Source organism: Nonomuraea candida, from assembly GCF_000725485.1.
In the GTDB taxonomy this organism is placed as follows: Bacteria; Actinomycetota; Actinomycetes; order Streptosporangiales; family Streptosporangiaceae; genus Nonomuraea; species Nonomuraea candida.
Genome location: NZ_JOAG01000005.1, coordinates 141,549 through 161,464, shown reverse-complemented (window position 1 = coordinate 161,464; position 19,916 = coordinate 141,549). Strand labels below are relative to the sequence as shown.

Sequence of the window (19,916 nt, the reverse complement as noted above, 5' to 3'; positions counted from 1 at the left end):
AAACGGGCATTTGATCGTATAGTGGGAAAATGGGGACGGTGCCCAGCGCCACCGGTCCGGGCTTCTACGGCCCGGACTTCGGCCTGCTGGAGCGGCGCGACCCGGAGATCGCGCAGGTCCTGATAGGCGAGCTCGATCGCCTGCGCGACGGCATCCAGCTCATCGCGAGCGAGAACTTCACCTCTCCCGCCGTCATGGCCGCCCTGGGCTCCACCCTCACCAACAAGTACGCCGAGGGCTACCCCGGCAGGCGCTACTACGGCGGCTGCGAGGTCGTGGACCGGGCCGAGCGGCTGGCGGTCGAGCGGGCGCGCCGGCTGTTCGGGGCCGAGCACGCCAACGTCCAGCCCCATTCGGGCGCCGCGGCGAACCTGGCCGCCTACGCCGCCCTGCTGCAGCCCGGCGACACCATGCTGGCCATGGCGCTGCCGCACGGCGGGCACCTCACCCACGGCTCCCGGATGAACTTCTCGGGAAGATGGTTCGACGTCGTCCCGTACGGCGTGCGGCGCGACGATGAACGCATCGACCTCGACGAGGTGCGGGACCTGGCGCTGCGGCGCCGGCCGAAGCTGATCGTGTGCGGCGCGACGGCGTACCCGAGGCTGATCGACTATGCGGTGTTCCGGGGCATCGCCGACGAGGTGGGCGCGTGGCTGATGGCCGACGTGTCGCACCCGGCGGGGCTGATGGCGGGCGGCGCGATCCCGTCGGCGGTGCCGTACGCGGACGTCGTGACGTTCGCGACGCACAAGACGCTGCGCGGCCCGCGCGGCGGGGCGATCCTGTGCACCGGGGAGCTGGCCGCGAAGATCGACCGGGCGGTGTTCCCGTTCGTGCAGGGCGGGCCGTCGATGCACGTGGTGGCGGCCAAGGCGGTGGCGTTCGCGGAGGCGGCGCGGCCGGAGTTCGCCGGTTACGCCAGGAGGGTGGTCGACAACGCGCGGGCGCTGACGGAGGCGCTGGACGTGGAGGGGATGCGGCCCGTTTCCGGCGGCACCGACACGCATCTGGCGCTGATCGACCTGCGCGGAGTGGGCGTGTCGGGGGCCGAGGCGGAGCGCAGGTGCGCGGCGGCGGGCATCACGCTCAACCGCAACGTGGTGCCCTACGATCCCGAGCCGCCCGCGCTGACCTCGGGAATCCGGGTCGGCACACCGTGCGTGACCACGCAGGGCATGGGTACGAGGGAGCTCAAGGAAGTCGGCAGTCTGGTGGCGCGGGCGGTGCGGGACCCGGACGGGGCCGGGGAGGTCAGGGAAAGGGTTTCGGCGCTTCTTGCCATCCACCGTCCATATCTCAGCGAATATTAAGCAGGTCTGTGTCGTTTTCCGGTCACAGAGGGCCGGAGCATCCGGGAAACTAGGTTCGTGCGCGAATACCTGTTCATGGCGCTCATCTCCGCGGCGGTGACCTATCTCCTGGTCCCGCTCGTGCGCCGCTTCGCCATCCGCATCGGCGCCATGCCCGAGGTTCGCGAGCGCGACGTGCACACCACGCCCACGCCCCGGCTGGGCGGCCTGGCGATGTACGGCGGGCTGGTCGTGGGCCTGCTGACGGCCGGCCAGCTCACCCATACCGGCGCGGCGCTGGGCGCGTTCAACGCCGACGTGGACGCCAACGTGCTCATGGCGCTGATCCTGGCCGGCGGGCTCATCACGGTGACCGGCTTCCTCGACGACTGGTGGGGGATGGACCCCTTCATCAAGCTCGCGGGGCAGATCGCGGCGGCCGGCGTGCTCGTCTTCTTCAACCTGCGCCTGCTCTACATCCCGCTGCCGAAGGACTGGGGCGGCTCCATCAGCCTCGACCCCACGCTCAGCACCATCATCACGATCCTGGTCGTGGTCGTGACCATCAACGCGGTCAACTTCGTCGACGGGCTCGACGGGCTGGCGGCCGGCATCGTGTGCATCGCGGCCATGGCGACCTGGGCATACTCGATCTTCCTGGCGCAGAGCATGAGCGCCGGCAACATCACCGCGACCGCCGCCATCGCGGCCGTGCTCATCGGCACCTGCCTGGGGTTCCTGCCGCACAACTTCCATCCGGCGAAGATCTTCATGGGCGACACCGGGGCCATGCTGATCGGGCTGGTGCTCGCCTCCTCCATCGTGACGGTGACCCCGCTCGACCCGGCCGCCATCGACGACATGAACAAGGTCGGCGTCCTGCTCCCGCTGCTGCTGCCGGCCGGGGTGCTGATCCTGCCGCTGGTCGACCTGATCACGGCCGTGGTGCGCCGCACCTCGCGCGGCCTGTCGCCGTTCGCGCCCGACCGCGGCCACCTGCACCACCGGCTGCTCGACATCGGCCACTCGCAGCGCCGCTCGGTGCTGATCATGTACGCGTGGGCGTTCCTGTTCTCCTTCGGCGTGGTGCTGATGTCCCGCGAGGGTGTGCCGGTGCTGATGTTCCCGGTGGTCACCGTGCTGGCGCTGGCCGTGCTGGTGCTGATGGCGGCCCCGCGCTGGCGCGGAAGGGGCGGGGCGCACTCCGCTCCCCGGGGCAAGCACCCCGATGACGACGACGGCCCGCCGACTGGGCCGATGCCGCCGATCCTGCCCGAGCCGCAGGCCAGGCGGCCGATGCCGGGTGCCATGCCGGATCCGTCGGCCAGGCGTCCGATGCCGCCGATGCCGCCGGTCATGCCGGACCCGCAGGTGCGCCGCCCGATGCCACCCAGAGACGGACCCTCGCCTCAAAGGGCGACAACAGAGGGCAATCCGGTCATTCCTGTCTTTCCGAGTCGTCAGTGATCGCGAACTAGAAACGGCAGGTAAAAGCGGTCTTCCGTGAGCTTGTGATATCTTTCACGAGCAGGGACTCCAGACCTACCGGTCATGGAGGTAGCAAACGCTCGCTTGATAACTCGCTGATGGAGCACCGATGCAGGCCAACGACGTGCGCGTACTCAAGAGCGCCGCGATTCCGACCCTCGCGGTTGGGGTGGTCGCCGTGGTCGTGGCCCTGCTTCTCGCGGGGGGCAAGGGCGCGCTGGGCGCCGCCCTCGGCACCGTGCTCGTCGGCGTCTTCTTCTCCATCAGCGTGGTGGCGGTGTCGTTCGCGGCCCGCGTCTCCCCGCAGATGATGGCGATCGCGGCGATGGTGAGCTACCTCGTGAAGGTGGTCGCGATCATGGTCGTGCTCTCCGCCTTCCGTGACACGACGGTCTGGAACACGCAGGCGTTCGCCTGGTCCGTGGTGGCCTGCACCCTGGTCTGGACGGGCTTCGAGGTCCGCGCCTTCATGAAGACCAAAATGCTTTACGTCGACCCCGAAGCCAAGGTCCCCGGAAAGGGCGACTCATGAGGCTGACGCTGGACGGGGTCCGATATGACTAGTCCTCTACTCGCCTGCTATCGTCGGGGCCGCGATGAGCGCACAGGAACGCCGACCGGAAGAAGACGGTCGCGACTTCGCCGACGCCATGTGGTCAATCCCCAGCTATCTTCTCGCAGGGATGGCCGTCTATGGCGGTATCGGGTGGTTGCTGGACCGGTGGCTGGACATGTCCGCGTTCTTCCCCATAGGCATCGTCCTTGGGCTGGTGCTCGCTGGCTACCTGGCCTACCGGAAGTTCTCTCGCTGACCCGCGGAGACTCCGCCGAGGGAAACCCTTGTGATCCACACTACGACGTTGATGAAGGGAACGCCGCGTGAGTGCGCTGACGGCCCCAGCTCCCCCACAGTTCCAGGCGCCTACGCCTGACGAACTGTTCAACCTGCCTCCGATCATCCCCGGGGTCGAATGGTTCACCAAGCCCGTTCTGCTGGCGGTGCTCAGTGCCATCCTGGTGATCGGTGTCACCTGGGCGGCGTTCGGCAACCCCAAGGTCGTGCCTCGAGGCGTCCAGAACGTGGTCGAGTACGGCTACATGTTCGTCCGCGACCAGGTCGCCCGGCCCTTCCTGGGCAAGGACGCCGACCGCTGGATGGGCCTGCTGCTCTCCCTGTTCTTCCTGGTGCTGGTCTGGAACCTCAGCGGCGTCATCCCGCTCGCGCAGTTCCCGGTGGCCTCCCACATCGCCTTCCCGGCGGTGCTGGCGATCTCGATCTACGTGCTCAAGATCTACCTGGGCGTCAAGCACCAGGGTGGCATCGGCTACTTCAAGAACATGATGTTCCCGCCGGGGCTGCCGAAGTTCATCTACGTGCTGCTCGCACCGATCGAGTTCCTCTCGAACATGATCATCGCCCCGTTCACGCACGCGGTGCGACTGTTCGCGAACATGTTCGCCGGTCACATGCTGCTGGCCTTCTTCAGCATGGTGGGCTTCTGGTTCCTGTTCGAGCAGCTGACCCCGCTGGGGGCCCCCGTCGGCATCATCGGCGTGGTCATGACCATCATCTTCACCGCGTTCGAGATGTTCATTCAGTTCCTGCAGGCGTTCCTGTTCGCGATGCTGGCTGCGATGTACATCGGCGGCGCGCTGCACCCAGATCACTGAGAACCACATACCGGAATATCCATGACCGGTGAAACAACCGATCACCGGCCGTCCAGTAAAGGAATAACAGCAATGAGCGTTCTCGCTGAGGTCTCCGGCAACGTCACCGCCATCGGTTACGGTCTCGCCGCCATCGGCCCCGGCATCGGCGTCGGCATCATCTTCGGCCAGGGCGTGCAGGCCATCGCCCGCCAGCCGGAGGCGTACGGCCTGATCCGCCAGAACATGCTCCTCGGCTTCGTCCTCACCGAGGCCCTCGCCCTGCTCGGTCTGGTCGCGCCCTTCATCTTCGCGGGCATCTAAGACCAGAAGAATTCTGACGAAAGGCTGCGTCCATGATTAAGGCAGCTATGCTCCTCGCGGCGGAGGAGGGCGGCAACCCGCTCATGCCGCACGACTACGAGCTTGTCGTCGGTATCTTGTCGTTCGCCGTCGTCGTCTTCGTCGTCGGAAGGATGCTCGTTCCGCGCATCCAGAAGACGCTGGCCGAGCGCACCGACGCGATCGAGGGCGGCATCAGGCGGGCGGAAGAGGCCCAGGCCGAGGCCCAGGCCCTGCAGCAGCAGTACCGCGACCAGCTCGCCGAGGCCAGGCACGAGGCCGCCCGGCTGCGCGAGGAGGCTCGCGAGCAGGCCGCCCAGATCAAGGCCGAGCTCCGTGAGGAGGCGCAGGCCGAGGCCCGCCGCCTCGTCGAGGCGGCGCACGCCCAGATCGAGGCGGACCGTCAGGCCGCCTTCGCCCAGCTCCGCGCGGAGATCGGGCGTCTGTCGACCGACCTGGCCGGCCGCATCGTCGGCGAGTCCCTCGAGGACGAGGCCCGCCAGAGCCGCATCGTCGACAGGTTCCTCGACGAGCTGGAGAGCTCCAACGCGCAGGCGGTGCGCTGATGCGCGGTTTGAGCAGGGCCTCGCTGGCCGACGTCGAAGAGCGGTTCAACGCGGTCGCCGGCAGCGCCGACCTCGGTGCGCTCTCCGACGAGCTGTTCGCGGTCGCGGATCTGCTCGACCGCGAGCACGGCCTGCGCCGCGCCCTGTCCGACCCGTCCAGGCCGGGCGAGCAGAAGGCGGGCGCGGTGCGCGCGCTGCTCGGCGGCAAGGTCGGCGAGGCCGCGCTGGCCACCGCGGAGGCCGCGGTGGCGGCCAGGTGGTCGCGCGGGAGCGACCTGCCCGACGTGCTCGAACGGCTCGGCGTCGTCGCCGCGGCGGCGGAGGCGGAGAGCCAGTCCAGGCTCGACGAGGTGGAGGACGAGCTCTTCCGCTTCGGGCGCATCGTCGCCGCCAACCCCGCCCTGCGCCGGGCGCTGACCGACGCGGGCGCGTCCGAGGCGGGCAAGCGTGCCCTGCTGAACGACCTGCTCGGCGGCAAGGTCGCCCCGACCAGCCTGCGGCTGGTCACGCAGCTCGTTGTGCACCCGCGGGGACGTAGCCTGGAAAGTGGCCTGGAAGAGGTCGGCCAGCTCGTGGCCCAGCAGCGCCAGCGCCTCGTGGCGGTGGTGCGCAGCGCGGTCGAGCTGTCCGAGGCGCAGAAGCAGCGTCTGACGACGTGGCTGCGCACCTCCTACGGCCGCGACGTGCACCTGAACGTCGAGGTGGACAAGCGAGTGCTCGGTGGGTTCTCGGTCCGCATCGGCGACGAGATCATCGACACCACCATTGTGGGACGAATCGAAGAAGTCCGCCGCCGGTTGGCCGGCTAGGCGAATAGGGAGACAGAGTAGAGATGGCGGAGCTTACGATCCGGCCGGACGAGATCCGGGACGCGCTTGAGCGCTTCGTCCAGGCGTACGAACCGGAAGGCGCCGCGCGCGAGGAGATCGGGACCGTCGTCGACGCCGGCGACGGCATTGCCCATGTCTCCGGCCTTCCCTCGGCGATGGCGAACGAGCTGCTCGAGTTCGAGAACGGCACGCGCGGTCTGGCACTGAACCTCGACACCCGTGAGATCGGTGTCGTCATCCTGGGCGAGTTCAGCGGCATCGAGGAAGGCCAGACGGTCCGCCGGACGGGCGAGGTCCTGTCCGTGCCCGTCGGCGACAACTTCCTCGGCCGCGTGGTCGACCCCCTGGGCAACCCGCTCGACGGCAAGGGCGCCATCGAGGCCGAGGGCGTGCGCGCCCTCGAGCTTCAGGCCCCCACGGTCGTCCAGCGTCAGCCCGTGAAGGAGTCGCTGGCCACGGGCATCAAGGCGATCGACGCCATGACGGCGATCGGCCGCGGTCAGCGTCAGCTGATCATCGGCGACCGCGGCACCGGCAAGACCGCGATCGCCGTCGACACCATCCTCAACCAGCGCGAGAACTGGGCCTCCGGCGACCCCACCAAGCAGGTGCGCTGCGTCTACGTCGCGGTCGGCCAGAAGGGCTCGACCGTCGCGCAGGTGCGCGCCCGCCTGGAGGAGGCCGGCGCGATGGAGTACACCACCATCGTCGCCGCTCCCGCCTCCGAGGCCGCCGGTTTCAAGTACATCGCCCCCTACGCCGGCTCGGCCATCGGTCAGCACTGGATGTACCAGGGCAAGCACGTCCTGATCGTCTTCGACGACCTGACCAAGCAGGCGGACGCCTACCGCGCCGTCTCGCTGCTGCTGCGCCGTCCCCCGGGCCGTGAGGCCTTCCCCGGCGACGTCTTCTACCTCCACTCCCGGCTGCTGGAGCGCTGCGCCAAGCTCTCCGACGACATGGGCGGCGGCTCGATGACGGGTCTGCCGGTCATCGAGACGAAGGGCAACGACGTCTCGGCGTTCATCCCGACCAACGTCATCTCCATCACCGACGGCCAGGTCTTCCTCGAGACCGACCTGTTCAACGCCGGTGTCCGGCCGGCCATCAACGTCGGTGTCTCGGTGTCGCGAGTCGGTGGCTCCGCCCAGTCCAAGGCCATGCGGAAGGTCGCGGGCACGCTGCGTCTGTCGCTGTCGCAGTACCGCGACCTCGAGGCCTTCGCCGCCTTCGCCTCCGACCTCGACGCCGCCTCCAAGGCCCAGCTCGAGCGCGGTCAGCGGCTCGTCGAGCTGCTCAAGCAGGCCCAGTACAGCCCGTTCTCGCTCGAGCGCGAGGTCGCCTCGATCTGGGCGGGCACGACGGGCGAGCTGGACGAGGTGCCGATCGAGGACATCCGCCGCTTCGAGGGTGAGTTCCTCGACTACATCCAGTCCTCGCACAAGGGTATCTTCGACACCATTCGTGAGACCCGCGAGCTGAGCGACGACACGGTGACCGCCCTGAAGGACGCCATCACGGAGTTCAAGAAGGGCTTCACCACCTCCTCGGGTGAGCTGCTGGTCAAGGACGAGCCGGTGGCTCCGCTGGCGGCCGACGAGGTCGGCCAGGAGAAGATCAAGAAGGTCGTCCGTCCGGCGGCGGAGAAGTAGGACATGGGTGCCCAGCTAAGGCTGCTGCGGCGGCGGATCAGCTCGGTCAAGTCGACCGCGAAGATCACGCGCGCCCAGGAGCTCATCGCCTCTTCACGGATCGTGAGGGCGCAGCAGCGGATGCAGGCGGCGCTGCCGTACGAGCGCGAGATCACTCGCGCCGTCACCGGCGTCGTCAGCAACGCGGCCAGCGTCGACCATCCGCTGACCGTGGCGAAGGAGAACCCCGCCAAGGCGGGCGTCCTCATCGTCACCAGTGACAGCGGCTTCTGCGGCGGCTTCAACGCCAACGTGCTGCGCGAGGCCGAGGCCCTGCGCGGACTGCTGGAGGGCCGCGGGATGACCGTGGTGCCGTTCGTCACCGGGCGCAAGGGTGTCACCTGGCACTCCTTCCGCAACCGGGAGATGGGCGGCAGCTGGGTCGGGTTCTCCCGCAAGCCGGCCTACGCCGACGCCAAGGAGATCGCGAACACGCTGATCGACTCGTTCAAGGACGACAACGGCATCGACGAGATCCACATCGTCTCGACCGAGTTCGTCTCGATGCTCACCCAGAACGTCGTGGTCAAGCGGGTCCTGCCGCTGGAGGTCGAGGAGACCGAGGCGACCGAGTCCACCGCGATCCCGCCGTACTTCGAGTTCGAGCCGACCGCCGGCGACGTGCTGGAGTCGCTGCTGCCGCGATACGTGGAGTCCCGCATCTTCACGGCGCTGCTCCAGTCGGCCGCCTCCGAGGAGGCGGCGCGGCGGCGCGCGATGAAGTCCGCGACCGACAACGCCAACGAGCTGATGCGGGTGCTCACCCAGCAGATGAACCAGGCTCGCCAGGCCGAGATCACCCAGGAAATCAGCGAGATCGTCGGTGGCGCCAACGCGCTCGCTGACGCCGCAGCGGGGAAAGAGTGAAATGACTGCAGAGGCTGTTGAAACTGTAGAAGCCCCCGCGGCCGGCACTGGCCGCGTGGCACGCGTCACCGGCGCCGTCGTCGACGTGGAGTTCCCCGTCGATGCGATGCCCGACATCTATAACGCGCTCAAGGTCGAGGTGACCCTCGGCGGCGAGACCAAGACCCTGACGCTCGAGGTCGCCCAGCACCTGGGTGACAACCTCGTCCGCGCCATCTCGATGCAGCCCACCGACGGCCTGGTCCGCGGCCAGTCGGTCGCCGACACCGGCGGCCCGATCTCGGTGCCGGTCGGCGACGTCGTCAAGGGCCACGTGTGGAACGCGCTGGGCGAGACGCTCGACGTCCCGACCGCGTCGCTCAAGATCGAGGAGCGGTGGGGCATCCACCGTCCGTCCCCGGCCTTCGACCAGCTCGAGTCCCGCACCGAGCTGCTGGTCACCGGCATCAAGGTCATCGACCTGCTCACCCCGTACGTGCAGGGTGGGAAGATCGGCCTGTTCGGTGGCGCCGGCGTGGGCAAGACCGTTCTCATCCAGGAGATGATCCGCCGGGTCGCCCGCAACTTCGGTGGCACCTCGTGCTTCGCCGGCGTGGGCGAGCGCACCCGTGAGGGCAACGACCTCTGGCTGGAGATGGCGGAGGCGGACGTCCTCAAGGACACCGCGCTCGTCTTCGGCCAGATGGACGAGCCGCCGGGCACCCGCCTCCGCGTGGCCCTGTCGGCCCTGACCATGGCGGAATACTTCCGCGATGTGCAGAAGCAGGACGTGCTGCTGTTCATCGACAACATCTTCCGCTTCACGCAGGCCGGTTCCGAGGTCTCCACGCTGCTCGGCCGCATGCCGTCCGCCGTGGGTTACCAGCCCACGCTGGCCGACGAGATGGGTGTGCTCCAGGAGCGCATCACCTCGACGCGCGGTCACTCGATCACCTCCATGCAGGCGATCTACGTCCCCGCGGACGACATCACCGACCCGGCCCCGCACAACGCGTTCGCGCACCTCGACGCGCAGACCGTGCTCTCGCGGCCGATCTCGGAGAAGGGCATCTACCCCGCGGTGGACCCGCTCGACTCCTCCTCCCGCATCCTCGACCCGCAGATCGTGGGCGAGGAGCACTACCGGGTGGCCCAGGAGACCAAGCGGATCCTGCAGAAGTACCGCGAGCTCCAGGACATCATCGCGATCCTCGGTATCGACGAGCTGTCCGAGGAGGACAAGGTCACCGTCCAGCGGGCCCGCCGCATCGAGCGCTTCCTGTCGCACCCGATGTACGCGGCCGAGGCCTTCACCGGCCAGCCGGGCGAGACCGTTCCGCTCGACGAGACCATCGCCTCCTTCAAGGGCCTGTGCGCCGGTGACTACGACCACCTGCCCGAGCAGGCGTTCTTCATGGTCGGTGGCATCGATCAGGCCATCGCGAAGGCCGAGGAACTCAAGCGTCGCTAATCGCCCCACGGTGGTGGCACGGCCCGCGGCCGTGCCACCACCTGGATCGGAAAGGAACCTACACAAGTGGCGAAGCTACGCGTAGGGGTTGTCTCACCCGAGCGTGAGATCTGGTCGGGCGAGGCCGACATGGTGATTGCCAAGACCGTGGACGGCGAGATCGGTATTATGCCGCAACACGCACCTGTGCTCGGCGTCCTCGTCGAGGGCGGCGTGCTGCGCGTCAAGCGGGAGGGCGAGGGTGACCTCGTCGCGGCGGTGCACGGGGGCTTCATCTCCGTGGCCGACGACGAGGTGTCCGTGCTCGCCGAGGTGGCCGAGCTCGGTTCCGAGGTCGACGTCGCGGCTGCCCGTGACGCTCTCGACCGGGCCCAGGCCTCGATCGAGGCCAACCAGGAAGACGCCGACGCGGCGATCGAGGCCAAGCGTGCCAGGGCCCGGCTGCGCGCGGCGGGCGAAGAGGTTTAATAGAGCAAGCGGGCTTTCAGGGGGCGGCATGGTAGCGACGGTTGTGATTCTCGTGGTGCTGCTGGCCGCCCTCATCGTGCTCCGCGGGGTGACGCTGGCCCGGTCGCGGGGCAGCGTGCCCTGTCGCCTGCGTGTAGGTGACCGCGGGTGGCAGAGCGGGGTGGCCCGCTATGCCGACGGGGAGCTTCATTGGATTCCGCTGCTCGGCGTCCGACTCAGGCCGCGCCACGCGATCGCGAGGCGCGGCCTTGTCGTATCCGCCCGGCGTGAGATCGACGGCGGGCTGTTCGCCGTCGACTGCGAGGGCAGCACCCGGGGCGTGTCGCTGGCCATGAGCGCCGACGCGATGACGGGGTTCCTGGCGTGGCTGGAGTCGGCGCCGCCCAGCGCGTACCTCGACGTTGCCTAGCGGCGCCGTCCAACGCATACCCGGACCTGGCTTAGCGGGCGCCGCCCAGCGCGTACCTCGACGTGGACTGGCGGCGCCGTACAGCGCCCTGCTTCGGCGCGGCCCGAGGTCTCAGCGGGTGCCGCCGGGTTTCCAGAGGGGCTCGTCGCCGGCGTGGGCGACGCGGCAGGCGACGAAGAGCAGGTCGGACAGGCGGTTGAGATATTTCGCCGTCAGCGGGTTCATGTCGTCGTGGGCCTGCAACGCCGCCCAGGTGGTGCGCTCCGCCCTGCGGACCGTGACGCGGGCCACGTGCAGCGCGGCCGTGGCGGGGTCGCCGCCGGGGAGGATGAAGCTGCGCAGCGGCTTGAGCTGGGCGTTGAACCGGTCGCACGTCTCTTCGAGCCGGTCGATGTAGGACTGCTCCACCCGGAGCGGCGGAAACTCCGGGTTGTCGACGACCGGGGTGGCCAGGTCGGCGCCGACGTCGAACAGCTCGTTCTGGATCCTGGACAGGGCCCGCGCCAGCTCGTCGGGGAACGTGCCGTGTGACAGGGCCAGGCCCAGGTGGGCGTTGGCCTCCTCGACGTCGGCGTAGGCCGCCAGCCGCGGATCGGTCTTCGACGTACGGCTCATGTCGACCAGCGCGGTCGTGCCGTCGTCTCCCGCGCGGGTGTAGATGTGGGAGAGAACGACCGGCTTGTCCTTGTCGGCGCGTGTCATGGCCTCAGCGTAATGACAAATGTCATCCCGATCGCACGCGGGATCCATGTCGGCCCGGTGATTTCTCCGACTACCTGGGCGAACAGTACCAACGGCACTATATGAGGCATGACGAAGGAGATGACCTGATGCTCGAGATCAACGAGCTGCGCAAGCGTTTCGCGGGCGGCCCCGACGCCCCTGGCGGCAAGGTCGCCCTGGACGGGATCAGCTTCACCGTACGTCCGGGTGAGATGTACGGTTTCGTCGGCGCGAACGGCGCCGGCAAGACCACGACGATGCGCATCGTGATGGGCGTGCTCCAGGCCGACTCCGGCACGGTGAGCTGGCAGGGCGGGCCGCTCGGCTACGACGCCCGGCAGCGGTTCGGGTACATGCCCGAGGAGCGCGGCCTGTACCAGAAGATGCGGGTCGCCGAGCAGATCGAGTACTTCGGCCGGCTGCACGGCCTGAGCCCGCAGGCCGCCAGGAAGGCCACCGACGACCTGCTGGAGCAGCTCGGGCTGACCCAGCGCAGGGGCGACGCGGTGCAGGCGCTGTCGCTGGGCAACCAGCAGCGCGTGCAGCTCGCCGTGGCGCTGGTGCACGACCCCGAGGTGCTGATCCTCGACGAGCCGTTCTCCGGCCTCGACCCGATCGCGGTGGACGCGCTGGCCTCGGCGCTGCAGGAGCGGTGCAGGAGCGGCGTGCCGGTGATCTTCTCCAGTCATCAGCTCGAACTCGTCGAGCGGCTGTGCGACGCGGTGGGCATCGTCTCCGGCGGGCGCATGGTGGCCACCGGCACGGTGGCGGAGCTGCGTGCCGCCGAGGGCAACGCGCTGCGCGTGGTCGTCCGCGACGCGGCTCCCGGCTGGGCCGACGGCCTGCCCGGCACGGTGACCGTGCAGGGCGACCGGCACATCCTGCGTACGACGGGCGGCGACGACCAGGAGATCCTGCGCCGCGCCGTCAAGGCCGGCCACGTCGAGCACTTCGGCGTCGAGCAGCCGACCCTCACCGAGATCTTCAAGGAGGCCGTGGCGTGAACGGACTGATGCTGATCGCCCGCCGGGAGATCACCACGCAGGTGCGGACCAGGGCGTTCGTGATCGGCCTGCTCATCACGGCGGCGCTGGTGGCGGCGGTGTCGTTCCTGCCGAAGATCATGGGCGGCGGCGACTCGTACACCATCGGCGTGGTCAACTCCCAGCAGCTCCCGCTGCACACCGCGGCGCCGGACATCGAGTTCGAGTGGCGCACCTTCGCCGACGAGGCGGCGGCCAAGCAGGCCGTGCTCGCGGGCGACCTGGACGCGGCGCTGGTCAACGGCAGCAAGGTGCTCACGGACGGGGAGATCGACACCGAGCTCGGGGTGCTGCTGCAGAGCGTCAACCGGGAGGTCAGGCTGGGCGCGGCGGGCGTGTCGATCCCGCCGCTGGAGATGGTCTCCGTGGGGGCCGACACCCGTTACGAGGCCGCCCGCACGGGCATCGCGACCGTGCTCGTCCTCGTGCTGTTCATGCTGCTCATGGGGCAGATCGTGATGGTGGCCATGGGCGTGGTCGAGGAGAAGGGCAGCCGGATCGTGGAGATCCTGCTCTCCTCCGTGCGGCCGTGGCAGCTCCTCGGCGGCAAGATCCTCGGGCTGGGCGTGCTCGGCCTGATCAACCTCGTCACGATCCTGGTGGTCGGGCTCGCCGCCGCGTCGTTCTCCGGGCTGGCCGCGGACTTCCCGCCGGGGATCGCGACGCTGGTCATCGCGGTGCTGCTGTGGTTCGTGCTCGGCTATGCCTTCTTCGCCACGCTGTCGGCGGCCTTCGCCTCGCTGGTCTCCCGCCAGGAGGAGGTCAACAGCGTGCTGACGCCGCTCACCATGATGATCATGGCCACGTACTTCGTGTCCTTCTACGTCACCAACGACCCGACGGGCACGCTGGCCACGGTGCTGTCGTACGTGCCGCCGTTCTCCTCCATGGTCATGCCGGTCCGGATGGCCGCGACCGAGGTGCCGCTGTGGCAGGTGGGAGCCTCCATGGCGGCGATGGTGGTGGCGGTGCTGGTGGTGCTGAAGCTCGGCTCCACGGTCTACGAGCGGGCGGTGCTGCGCACGGGGGCGCGGCTGAAGTTCGGCGAAGTGCTGCGTGCCCGGTAGATGAACGAGATCGAGCGGGCGCGGCGCATCACCTGGCTGGTCCTGGTCTCGGGGTTCGTCGCTCTGTGGACGCTGATCGCGACCACGATCGGCGTCGCGCTGCGGAACGGGCCGGTCGACTGGTGGCGGGTCGCGCCCGCGCTGGCCGCCGCGGCCGGTTTCACCTGGCTCTCCCTGCGCATCGTCTCGGCCGTGCTGGACCGTCGCTATCCCACCCGGCAGGTGGTGGTGGCGGCGGTCCTCGCCTTGGTCACCGCGGGTCTGGGCGGGGCCGACGCGATCGGCTTCGGCTGGGCCATCGTGTGCTGGGTGTCCATCGCGACGCTGCAGATGCCGTGGCGCAGGGCGTATCTGATCGGGGCGGGCGCCTGGGCGGCCGGTGTCGCGCTGTACGTCCTGGTGCCGGGGCTCAGCCTGTTCGCCATGGAGCTCGACCTCCCGCCGGACGGCCTGCTGGGTTTGAGCCTGCTGTTCTACGGGGTGTTCTGCTCGGCCCAGCTCGTGTCCAACCGGATCTGGGTCTGGATCTGGGCGCTGGCCGTGGAGGCGCACCAGGGCCGGGAGGCGCACACGCGGCTGGCGCTGACCGAGGAGCGGCTGCGCCTGGCCAGGGACCTGCACGACCTCGTGGGGCACCAGCTCTCCGCCATCGCGGTCAAGACCGAGCTGGCCGTACGGCTGTCGGACGTGGACGCGGGATCGGCCAGATCCGAGATGGCCGAGGTGAACCAGCTCACCAGGAAGGCGCTGAAGGACCTGCGGCAGGCCGTGCGTGGCTACCGCGAGCTTGACTTGACCGCCGAGCTGAATAGCGTGAAAGGTGTGCTCGAAGCGGCAGGGGTCCGCTGCGAGGTGCGCCTGCCCCACCGCGAGCCGCCCGGCACGGTGGCGCCGGTGTTCGCCTACGCCGTGCGCGAGGCGGTGACCAACGTGCTCAAGCACAGCACCGCGACGTTCTGCGAGATCACCATCCGGCTGCTCGACCACGAGGCGGAGCTGAGCGTGCGCAACGACGGCGTGGCCCGCCGGCAGGCCGTCGACCTGGGCAGCGGCCTGACGGGCATGAGGGAGCGGCTGGCCGCCGTGGGCGGCAGGATGACGGCCGGTCCGGCGGGCGACGGGCGCTTCCTGCTCACCGCTGTCGTGTCATTGGCGCAGGATGGGTAGGAGAGTACGGCGGGGTTCGGCTCGGCGGGGCACGTCGCGCGGGGCATGACGACCGCGACTGAGGAGGTGGCATGCGCGTCCGGGGCAATCCGGGGTCCCAGGTGGTGCGGATCGGCGCCCGGCTCGACGCCGGCACGTCGGCCGGAGTGCGCGAGCGGCTGCACCGGGCGCTCGACTCCGGCGAGGGCGACCTCATCCTCGATCTCTCCAAGCTGGAGATGATCGACGCGACCGGGCTCGGGGTGCTCGTGGGGGCGCATCGGCGCGCGCTGAGCGAGCAACGCCGCCTCGTTCTTCGGGGGGTGCCACCGCGGATCATGCGGATACTCGCGGTGACCCGGCTGAATCGGATCCTGAACGTCGAGGCGCCGACGGCCGCGGTGGCCTGATGTGACATATCGGAGCGGGCGACGATCAGCCGTCGCCCGCTCTTTCGTTACTCAGACAAAATGTAGATTTCGGTTGTCCGTGGAAGCTGGTAAAGCCACGATGAATGGCCGGTGGATATCGCGGTCAGGCGGTGCCGAGGCTGCGGTTGAAGATGTGGACGGCGACGGCGACGAGTTCCTCGATCTCCAGCCGCTCTTCGGAGAGCAGCCATTCGATGAGCAACTCCTGCAACGCCCCTATCACGCCCAGCGCCACCAGCCGCCGATTCAGCTCGGGGGACAGCGGGAAATCGGCGGAGGCCTCCTCCACCAGCCGGGCGAAGGCGTCCACCGCCCGCTGGCGCGAGAGCGTCAGGACGTCGCCTGATCTGCGGACCTCGACGTGCATGATGCGGGCCCGCCGCCAGTCGGCCGTGGTGAATTCGATATAGGCGCGAATCCCGGCCTGGACCCTGCCCTCAAGCGTGTTCGGCGCCTCCTGTAACGCCTTGGCCACGACGGCCAGGCTTTCCTCCACGCAGCGCTCGTGTAACGCCTGGAGGAGCTCCTCCCGGCCGCCGAAACATTCGTAGAAGGCCCGGTTGGAGATCCGGGCCTCCGAGCACAGCCTTTCGATGGTCGTCGCCGTGAAACCCGGCTTCGCGTATAGCGAGTACGCGGCCGTCATCAGCCGCTCGCGCCTGTCCGCCAGCCTTTGCTCAGCCGTCATTCCCCGGTAAGACCGGTTCACATTCCACCCGTCCAACATGATCGTGGCCCCCAGAGCACACAATTATGGACGGATGATCGGTTTAGGGAAAGGGTAAGAAGATTATCTTTTACGTCGGCCGTGCAAGAAGGTGACGAGCCTGACCAGTCGCTCAAGTTCCGCGGGGCCCCGGTTGAACGAGGTGAGGTTCATCCCGGGCATCGCGAAGCGCTGCCGGGAGACGGCTTTCGGCCGGGTGAACTCGCGCAGCCCGTCGGCTCCGTGGATCCTGCCGAACCCCGAATCGCCGACCCCGCCGAAGGGCAGCGCGGGCACTCCGGCGAAGGAGATGACCGAGTTGATCGCCGTCATTCCGCTGCGCATCAGCCGCGCCAGCTCCGCCGCGCGGCGCGCGTTCCGGCTGAAAACCGTGCCGCCCAGCCCGTACGCCGACGCGTTGGCCAGCTCCAACGCCTCCTGCGCGTCCCGGGTGCGGCGCACCGTGACGGTGGGGCCGAACGTCTCCTCGCGCACCGCGGGGGAGTCCTCCGGCACGTCCTCGACGATCACCGGGTCCACGTACGGCGCCCGCACCGAGCCGGGGCCGCCGGCCACCGTCCGGCCCGCCTTGGTGGCGTCGTCGATGTGCCGCTTGATGATCTCCACCTGACCGGGCATGGTGATCGGCCCGTAGTCCTCGCCGGCCTTCACCTTCGCCACCCGCTCGGACAGCTCCCGCATGAAACTTTCATAGACGGCGTCCACGACGTAGACCCGTTCGACGCCCACGCAGGTCTGCCCGGAGTTGGACATGGCGCCCCACAGGCAGGCGTCGGCGGCGGCCCGGAGGTCGGCGTCGGCGTCCACGATGAACGCGTCCTTGCCCCCGCACTCGGCCACGATCGGCGTGAGGTTCTCGGCGCAGGCCGCCATGACGCGCTTGGCCGTGGCGGTGGAGCCGGTGAAGGCGATCTTCCGTACCCGGGGGTCGGCGGCCAGCGCCGCGCCGGTCTCGCCCAGGCCCGTGACGGTCTGGAACACCGGCTGCTCCGGCACCGACTCCGTGAACAGCTCGGCCAGCCGCACCCCGACCCCGGGCGTCAGCTCGCTGGGCTTGAACACCACCGCGTTGCCGGCCGCCAGGGCGTAGCCGATGGAGCCCATGGGGGTGAAGACCGGGTAGTTCCACGGGCCGATGACGCCGACGACGCCGAGGGGGAGGTATTCCAGCGTGGCCGCCAGGTTGAGGCCGATCATGCCGGTGGAGACGCGGCGGCGGCCGAGCACCTTCTGCGCGTTGCGGGCGGCCCAGTCGAGGTGCGTGACGGTCAGGACCAGCTCCAGCATGGCGTCGGCCACCGGCTTGCCCGTCTCCTTGTGGACGAGGTCGGCCAGCTCCCGGAGATGCCGGGTGACCACCGCCTTGTAGTCGAGCAGCCGCCGCCTGCGCTCCGCGTGGCCCAGCCCGGCCCACCACGCGGCGGCCTCCTCCGCCCGGCCCACCGCCTCGTGGACGGCGTCGGCGGTGTGCTTGGGGTGACTGCCGACGATCTCGCCGGTCGCCGGATTGAGTGAGTCGAACGTCAGCGTCGTCATGGCGTCACGATAATCCGGTAAGGCCCCGCTTACTACCTTCCCATGGCCATCACGGCCGTCATGGCGCCCTGGAAGCCCCTGACGCCTCCCAGGGCCCTGAAGACAGACAGGCCGACCCGGACCGCGAGGTAGGCGGGCAGGGCGCCGGCCTGACGTCTCCCAGGGCCCCGGAAGACCACTTAGGGGGCCCAGGAGACGCTTCGTAGCGGCGAGTCACCACTGAAGGGTCAGAGGCCGTTTCCCTGGAGGGCCCTCAGCCGGAGTGCGGCGGGTGGCAGGCCACGGCTGTGCCGTAAAGCATCAGAAGAGAGTCGGGTTCTCGGGTTCGATGCCGCGCAGGGCGTCGTAGTCGAGGGTCACGCAGTCGATGCCGCGGTCGGTGGCGAGCACGCGCGCCTGCGGCTTGATCTCCTGCGCCGCGAACACCCCGCGCACCGGCGCGATCAGCGGGTCGCGGTTGAGCAGCTCCAGGTAGCGCGTGAGCTGCTCGACGCCGTCGATCTCCCCCCGGCGCTTGATCTCCACCGCCACGGTCGCCCCGGCCGCGTCCCTGCACAGGATGTCCACCGGCCCGATCGCCGTCATGTATTCGCGCCGGATCAGCGAATAGCCCTCGCCCAGCGTCGTGATGTGCTCGGCGAGCAGCTCCTGGAGGTGGGCCTCCACGCCGTCCTTGATCAGCCCCGGGTCGACCCCCAGCTCGTGGCTGGAGTCGTGCAGGATCTCCTCCATGGTCAGGACCAGCTTCTCGCCGGTCTTGCCGTGGGTGACCGTCCAGGTCTCGCCGTCCTCTTTGAGCTTGCACGGCGGGTTCATCCAGTTGAGCGGCTTGAAGGCGCGGTCGTCGGCGTGAATGCTCACGCTGCCGTCCGCCTTGATGAGCACGAGCCTTGGCGCCATCGGCAGGTGAGCCGTGAGCCGTCCGATGTAATCCACGCTGCAGCGCGCGATGACCAGCCGCATGACCGTCCACCTTAGTGCCTCTGGAAAACTGGACGCATGGCGTTTGAACGGGTGGGAGTGGTCGGCCCCGGTGCGATGTGTGCCGGAATCGCCGGAATACGGGTGCGGGCGGGGTGGCGCCGGCCCGGGGCCGGGCCGGCCGCGGAGCTCCATCGCCGATGAGCCCCCGCCGTGCCCGCCGCAGGGAGTCCTCCCGTCCCTTCGGCTTCCCGACCGGCCTGGACAAGGTGGAGGAGTGGCCCGACGGCGAGTGGAAGGTGCGCATGCTCACCGGCTCCTCCTCGGCCAAGAACTACCGGTGCCCCGGCTGCGACCAGGAGATCCGCAGCGGCGTGCCGCACCTCGTGGCCTGGCCCAACTGGCCCGGCGGCGACGAGGAGCGCCGCCACTGGCATCAGGTCTGCTGGCGTAAGAGACTCGACCGCGGCCCCGGCCGCACCCGTTACTGAAGGGAACGATGGTGGAGATTCGCGCGGCGACGGTGCTGCCCGCCCGGCGGGAGCCGATCGAGCTGCACACGGCCGACGGCCTGACCCTGGTCGGCGAGCTGGCCCTGCCCCCCGACCGGCCGCCCGTGGCGACGCTGGTGACGCTGCACCCGCTGCCCACGCACGGCGGGTTCATGGACAGCCACGTCTACAAGAAGGCCGCCAACCGGCTGCCCGCGCTCGCCGACCTGGCCGTGCTGCGCTTCAACACCCGCGGCACCTCCTCCGAGCGCGGCACCTCCGGCGGCTCGTTCGACGGGGGCGAGGGCGAGCGGTTCGACGTGGCGGCGGCGCTGGAATACGCCGAGTTCCACGACCTGCCGCGGGTGTGGGTGGTCGGCTGGTCGTTCGGCACCGAGCTGGCGCTGAAGTGGGCGCACGACCCGCTGGTCGAGGGCGCGATCCTGCTGTCGCCGCCGCTGCACAGGGCCACCGACGACGACCTGGACGCCTGGGCGCGCTTCGGCCGGCCGCTGACGGCCCTGGTGCCGGAGTTCGACGACTACCTGCGGCCGGAGGAGGCCCGCGCGCGGTTCGCCCGGGTGCCGCAGGCCGAGGTGATCGGGGTCGACGGGGCCAAGCACCTGTGGGTGGGGGAGCCGTACGTCCGGATCGTGCTGGACGAGATCGTCAAGCGGGTCAACCCGGCCGCCTGGCCGCTGCCCACGGAGGTCTGAGGCGCCTTCGCAGCTTGCCGGGCGGTCTCGGCCGGATTCTCGGCCGGTAAGAAACCTCTGAG

23 protein-coding genes are annotated in these 19,916 nt (G+C 69.3%); 19 read left to right on the top strand and 4 right to left on the bottom strand.

Annotated features, from left to right (window positions below; all coding sequences use genetic code 11):
* Positions 1-29 precede the first annotated feature (29 nt).
* From glyA to IO39_RS04360, 13 genes are all read left to right on the top strand, one after another.
* Positions 30-1,313, top strand: coding sequence for a serine hydroxymethyltransferase (gene glyA / locus IO39_RS04420; protein WP_043616303.1), 1,284 nt, complete (start codon positions 30-32; stop codon positions 1,311-1,313).
* 57 nt (positions 1,314-1,370) lie between these two features.
* On the top strand, positions 1,371-2,759 hold the full coding sequence (locus tag IO39_RS04415) for a glycosyltransferase family 4 protein (protein ID WP_063765209.1): 1,389 nt from the start codon (positions 1,371-1,373) through the stop codon (positions 2,757-2,759).
* Between the two features lie 130 nt (positions 2,760-2,889).
* A complete protein-coding gene (locus IO39_RS04410; RefSeq protein WP_043616301.1) occupies positions 2,890-3,312 on the top strand; it encodes a Cg1360 family ATP-synthase-associated protein in 423 nt (140 codons plus the stop codon).
* A gap of 64 nt (positions 3,313-3,376) precedes the next feature.
* On the top strand, positions 3,377-3,592 hold the full coding sequence (locus IO39_RS04405) for an AtpZ/AtpI family protein (RefSeq protein WP_043616299.1): 216 nt from the start codon (positions 3,377-3,379) through the stop codon (positions 3,590-3,592).
* Between the two features lie 67 nt (positions 3,593-3,659).
* Positions 3,660-4,451: a F0F1 ATP synthase subunit A gene (atpB, locus tag IO39_RS04400; protein WP_043616296.1), complete on the top strand. Its 792-nt coding sequence runs from the start codon at positions 3,660-3,662 to the stop codon at positions 4,449-4,451.
* Positions 4,452-4,523: 72 nt separating this feature from the next.
* On the top strand, positions 4,524-4,754 hold the full coding sequence (atpE, locus tag IO39_RS04395; protein ID WP_043616287.1) for an ATP synthase F0 subunit C: 231 nt from the start codon (positions 4,524-4,526) through the stop codon (positions 4,752-4,754).
* Between the two features lie 32 nt (positions 4,755-4,786).
* Positions 4,787-5,338: a F0F1 ATP synthase subunit B gene (locus IO39_RS04390; protein WP_084772239.1), complete on the top strand. Its 552-nt coding sequence runs from the start codon at positions 4,787-4,789 to the stop codon at positions 5,336-5,338.
* A complete protein-coding gene (locus tag IO39_RS04385) occupies positions 5,338-6,147 on the top strand; it encodes a F0F1 ATP synthase subunit delta (protein ID WP_043616283.1) in 810 nt (269 codons plus the stop codon). The genes IO39_RS04390 and IO39_RS04385 overlap by 1 nt, the downstream gene beginning before the upstream one ends.
* 23 nt (positions 6,148-6,170) lie before the next feature.
* Positions 6,171-7,820 (top strand): F0F1 ATP synthase subunit alpha, encoded by a 1,650-nt coding sequence (atpA, locus tag IO39_RS04380; RefSeq protein ID WP_043616279.1) that lies wholly within the window; start codon positions 6,171-6,173, stop codon positions 7,818-7,820.
* Between the two features lie 3 nt (positions 7,821-7,823).
* Positions 7,824-8,726, top strand: coding sequence for a F0F1 ATP synthase subunit gamma (locus tag IO39_RS04375; protein ID WP_043616276.1), 903 nt, complete (start codon positions 7,824-7,826; stop codon positions 8,724-8,726).
* 1 nt (position 8,727) lies between these two features.
* On the top strand, positions 8,728-10,176 hold the full coding sequence (gene atpD, locus IO39_RS04370) for a F0F1 ATP synthase subunit beta (protein ID WP_043616274.1): 1,449 nt from the start codon (positions 8,728-8,730) through the stop codon (positions 10,174-10,176).
* A gap of 66 nt (positions 10,177-10,242) precedes the next feature.
* Entirely contained in the window at positions 10,243-10,644 is a 402-nt protein-coding gene (locus IO39_RS04365) for a F0F1 ATP synthase subunit epsilon (protein ID WP_043616272.1), read from the top strand.
* A gap of 28 nt (positions 10,645-10,672) precedes the next feature.
* Positions 10,673-11,053, top strand: coding sequence for a DUF2550 domain-containing protein (locus IO39_RS04360; RefSeq protein ID WP_043616270.1), 381 nt, complete (start codon positions 10,673-10,675; stop codon positions 11,051-11,053).
* A gap of 111 nt (positions 11,054-11,164) precedes the next feature.
* Here IO39_RS04360 and IO39_RS04355 read toward each other — a convergent pair whose 3' ends face one another.
* A complete protein-coding gene (locus IO39_RS04355; protein ID WP_043616268.1) occupies positions 11,165-11,755 on the bottom strand; it encodes a cob(I)yrinic acid a,c-diamide adenosyltransferase in 591 nt (196 codons plus the stop codon).
* Between the two features lie 128 nt (positions 11,756-11,883).
* Between IO39_RS04355 and IO39_RS04350 the strand changes: the two genes are divergently transcribed.
* The 4 genes from IO39_RS04350 (at position 11,884) to IO39_RS04335 (ending at position 15,442) form a co-directional block, all read left to right on the top strand.
* The gene (locus IO39_RS04350; RefSeq protein WP_043616266.1) at positions 11,884-12,780 is read left to right on the top strand and encodes an ABC transporter ATP-binding protein; all 897 of its coding nucleotides are present in this window, start codon (positions 11,884-11,886) and stop codon (positions 12,778-12,780) included.
* Positions 12,777-13,886, top strand: a complete 1,110-nt coding sequence (locus IO39_RS04345; protein WP_043616264.1) for an ABC transporter permease — start codon at positions 12,777-12,779, stop codon at positions 13,884-13,886. Before IO39_RS04350 ends, IO39_RS04345 begins: the two co-directional genes overlap by 4 nt.
* Positions 13,887-15,053, top strand: a complete 1,167-nt coding sequence (locus IO39_RS50255) for a sensor histidine kinase (RefSeq protein ID WP_052422432.1) — start codon at positions 13,887-13,889, stop codon at positions 15,051-15,053.
* 71 nt (positions 15,054-15,124) lie between these two features.
* Entirely contained in the window at positions 15,125-15,442 is a 318-nt protein-coding gene (locus IO39_RS04335; RefSeq protein ID WP_043616262.1) for an STAS domain-containing protein, read from the top strand.
* 124 nt (positions 15,443-15,566) lie between these two features.
* On the opposite strand, the gene IO39_RS04330 is transcribed toward IO39_RS04335, so the two are convergent.
* The 3 genes from IO39_RS04330 to nucS form a co-directional block, all read right to left on the bottom strand.
* Positions 15,567-16,172: a TetR/AcrR family transcriptional regulator gene (locus IO39_RS04330; protein WP_245641804.1), complete on the bottom strand. Its 606-nt coding sequence runs from the start codon at positions 16,170-16,172 to the stop codon at positions 15,567-15,569.
* 81 nt (positions 16,173-16,253) lie between these two features.
* Positions 16,254-17,726, bottom strand: coding sequence for an aldehyde dehydrogenase family protein (locus IO39_RS04325; protein WP_043616256.1), 1,473 nt, complete (start codon positions 17,724-17,726; stop codon positions 16,254-16,256).
* 300 nt (positions 17,727-18,026) lie between these two features.
* Positions 18,027-18,689: an endonuclease NucS gene (nucS, locus tag IO39_RS04320; protein WP_043616253.1), complete on the bottom strand. Its 663-nt coding sequence runs from the start codon at positions 18,687-18,689 to the stop codon at positions 18,027-18,029.
* Positions 18,690-18,847: 158 nt separating this feature from the next.
* On the opposite strand from nucS, the gene IO39_RS04315 reads away from it, so the two are divergent.
* Both IO39_RS04315 and IO39_RS04310 read left to right on the top strand, forming a co-directional pair.
* Entirely contained in the window at positions 18,848-19,138 is a 291-nt protein-coding gene (locus IO39_RS04315; RefSeq protein WP_043616250.1) for an Rv1322 family protein, read from the top strand.
* Between the two features lie 11 nt (positions 19,139-19,149).
* A complete protein-coding gene (locus IO39_RS04310) occupies positions 19,150-19,854 on the top strand; it encodes an alpha/beta hydrolase (protein WP_043616747.1) in 705 nt (234 codons plus the stop codon).
* Positions 19,855-19,916 lie beyond the last annotated feature (62 nt).

Excerpts from the sequence above, each read along its gene's own strand:
- glyA (WP_043616303.1), top strand. The coding sequence starts at position 30 with ATGGGGACGGTGCCCAGCGCCACCGGTCCGGGCTTCTACGGCCCGGAC.
- IO39_RS04410 (WP_043616301.1), top strand. The coding sequence starts at position 2,890 with ATGCAGGCCAACGACGTGCGCGTACTCAAGAGCGCCGCGATTCCGACC.
- IO39_RS04405 (WP_043616299.1), top strand. The coding sequence starts at position 3,377 with ATGAGCGCACAGGAACGCCGACCGGAAGAAGACGGTCGCGACTTCGCC.
- atpE (WP_043616287.1), top strand. The coding sequence starts at position 4,524 with ATGAGCGTTCTCGCTGAGGTCTCCGGCAACGTCACCGCCATCGGTTAC.
- IO39_RS04390 (WP_084772239.1), top strand. The coding sequence starts at position 4,787 with ATGATTAAGGCAGCTATGCTCCTCGCGGCGGAGGAGGGCGGCAACCCG.
- IO39_RS04385 (WP_043616283.1), top strand. The coding sequence starts at position 5,338 with ATGCGCGGTTTGAGCAGGGCCTCGCTGGCCGACGTCGAAGAGCGGTTC.
- atpA (WP_043616279.1), top strand. The coding sequence starts at position 6,171 with ATGGCGGAGCTTACGATCCGGCCGGACGAGATCCGGGACGCGCTTGAG.
- IO39_RS04375 (WP_043616276.1), top strand. The coding sequence starts at position 7,824 with ATGGGTGCCCAGCTAAGGCTGCTGCGGCGGCGGATCAGCTCGGTCAAG.
- atpD (WP_043616274.1), top strand. The coding sequence starts at position 8,728 with ATGACTGCAGAGGCTGTTGAAACTGTAGAAGCCCCCGCGGCCGGCACT.
- IO39_RS04360 (WP_043616270.1), top strand. The coding sequence starts at position 10,673 with ATGGTAGCGACGGTTGTGATTCTCGTGGTGCTGCTGGCCGCCCTCATC.
- IO39_RS04355 (WP_043616268.1), bottom strand. The coding sequence starts at position 11,755 with ATGACACGCGCCGACAAGGACAAGCCGGTCGTTCTCTCCCACATCTAC.
- IO39_RS04350 (WP_043616266.1), top strand. The coding sequence starts at position 11,884 with ATGCTCGAGATCAACGAGCTGCGCAAGCGTTTCGCGGGCGGCCCCGAC.
- IO39_RS50255 (WP_052422432.1), top strand. The coding sequence starts at position 13,887 with ATGAACGAGATCGAGCGGGCGCGGCGCATCACCTGGCTGGTCCTGGTC.
- IO39_RS04335 (WP_043616262.1), top strand. The coding sequence starts at position 15,125 with ATGCGCGTCCGGGGCAATCCGGGGTCCCAGGTGGTGCGGATCGGCGCC.
- IO39_RS04325 (WP_043616256.1), bottom strand. The coding sequence starts at position 17,726 with ATGACGACGCTGACGTTCGACTCACTCAATCCGGCGACCGGCGAGATC.
- nucS (WP_043616253.1), bottom strand. The coding sequence starts at position 18,689 with ATGCGGCTGGTCATCGCGCGCTGCAGCGTGGATTACATCGGACGGCTC.
- IO39_RS04315 (WP_043616250.1), top strand. The coding sequence starts at position 18,848 with ATGAGCCCCCGCCGTGCCCGCCGCAGGGAGTCCTCCCGTCCCTTCGGC.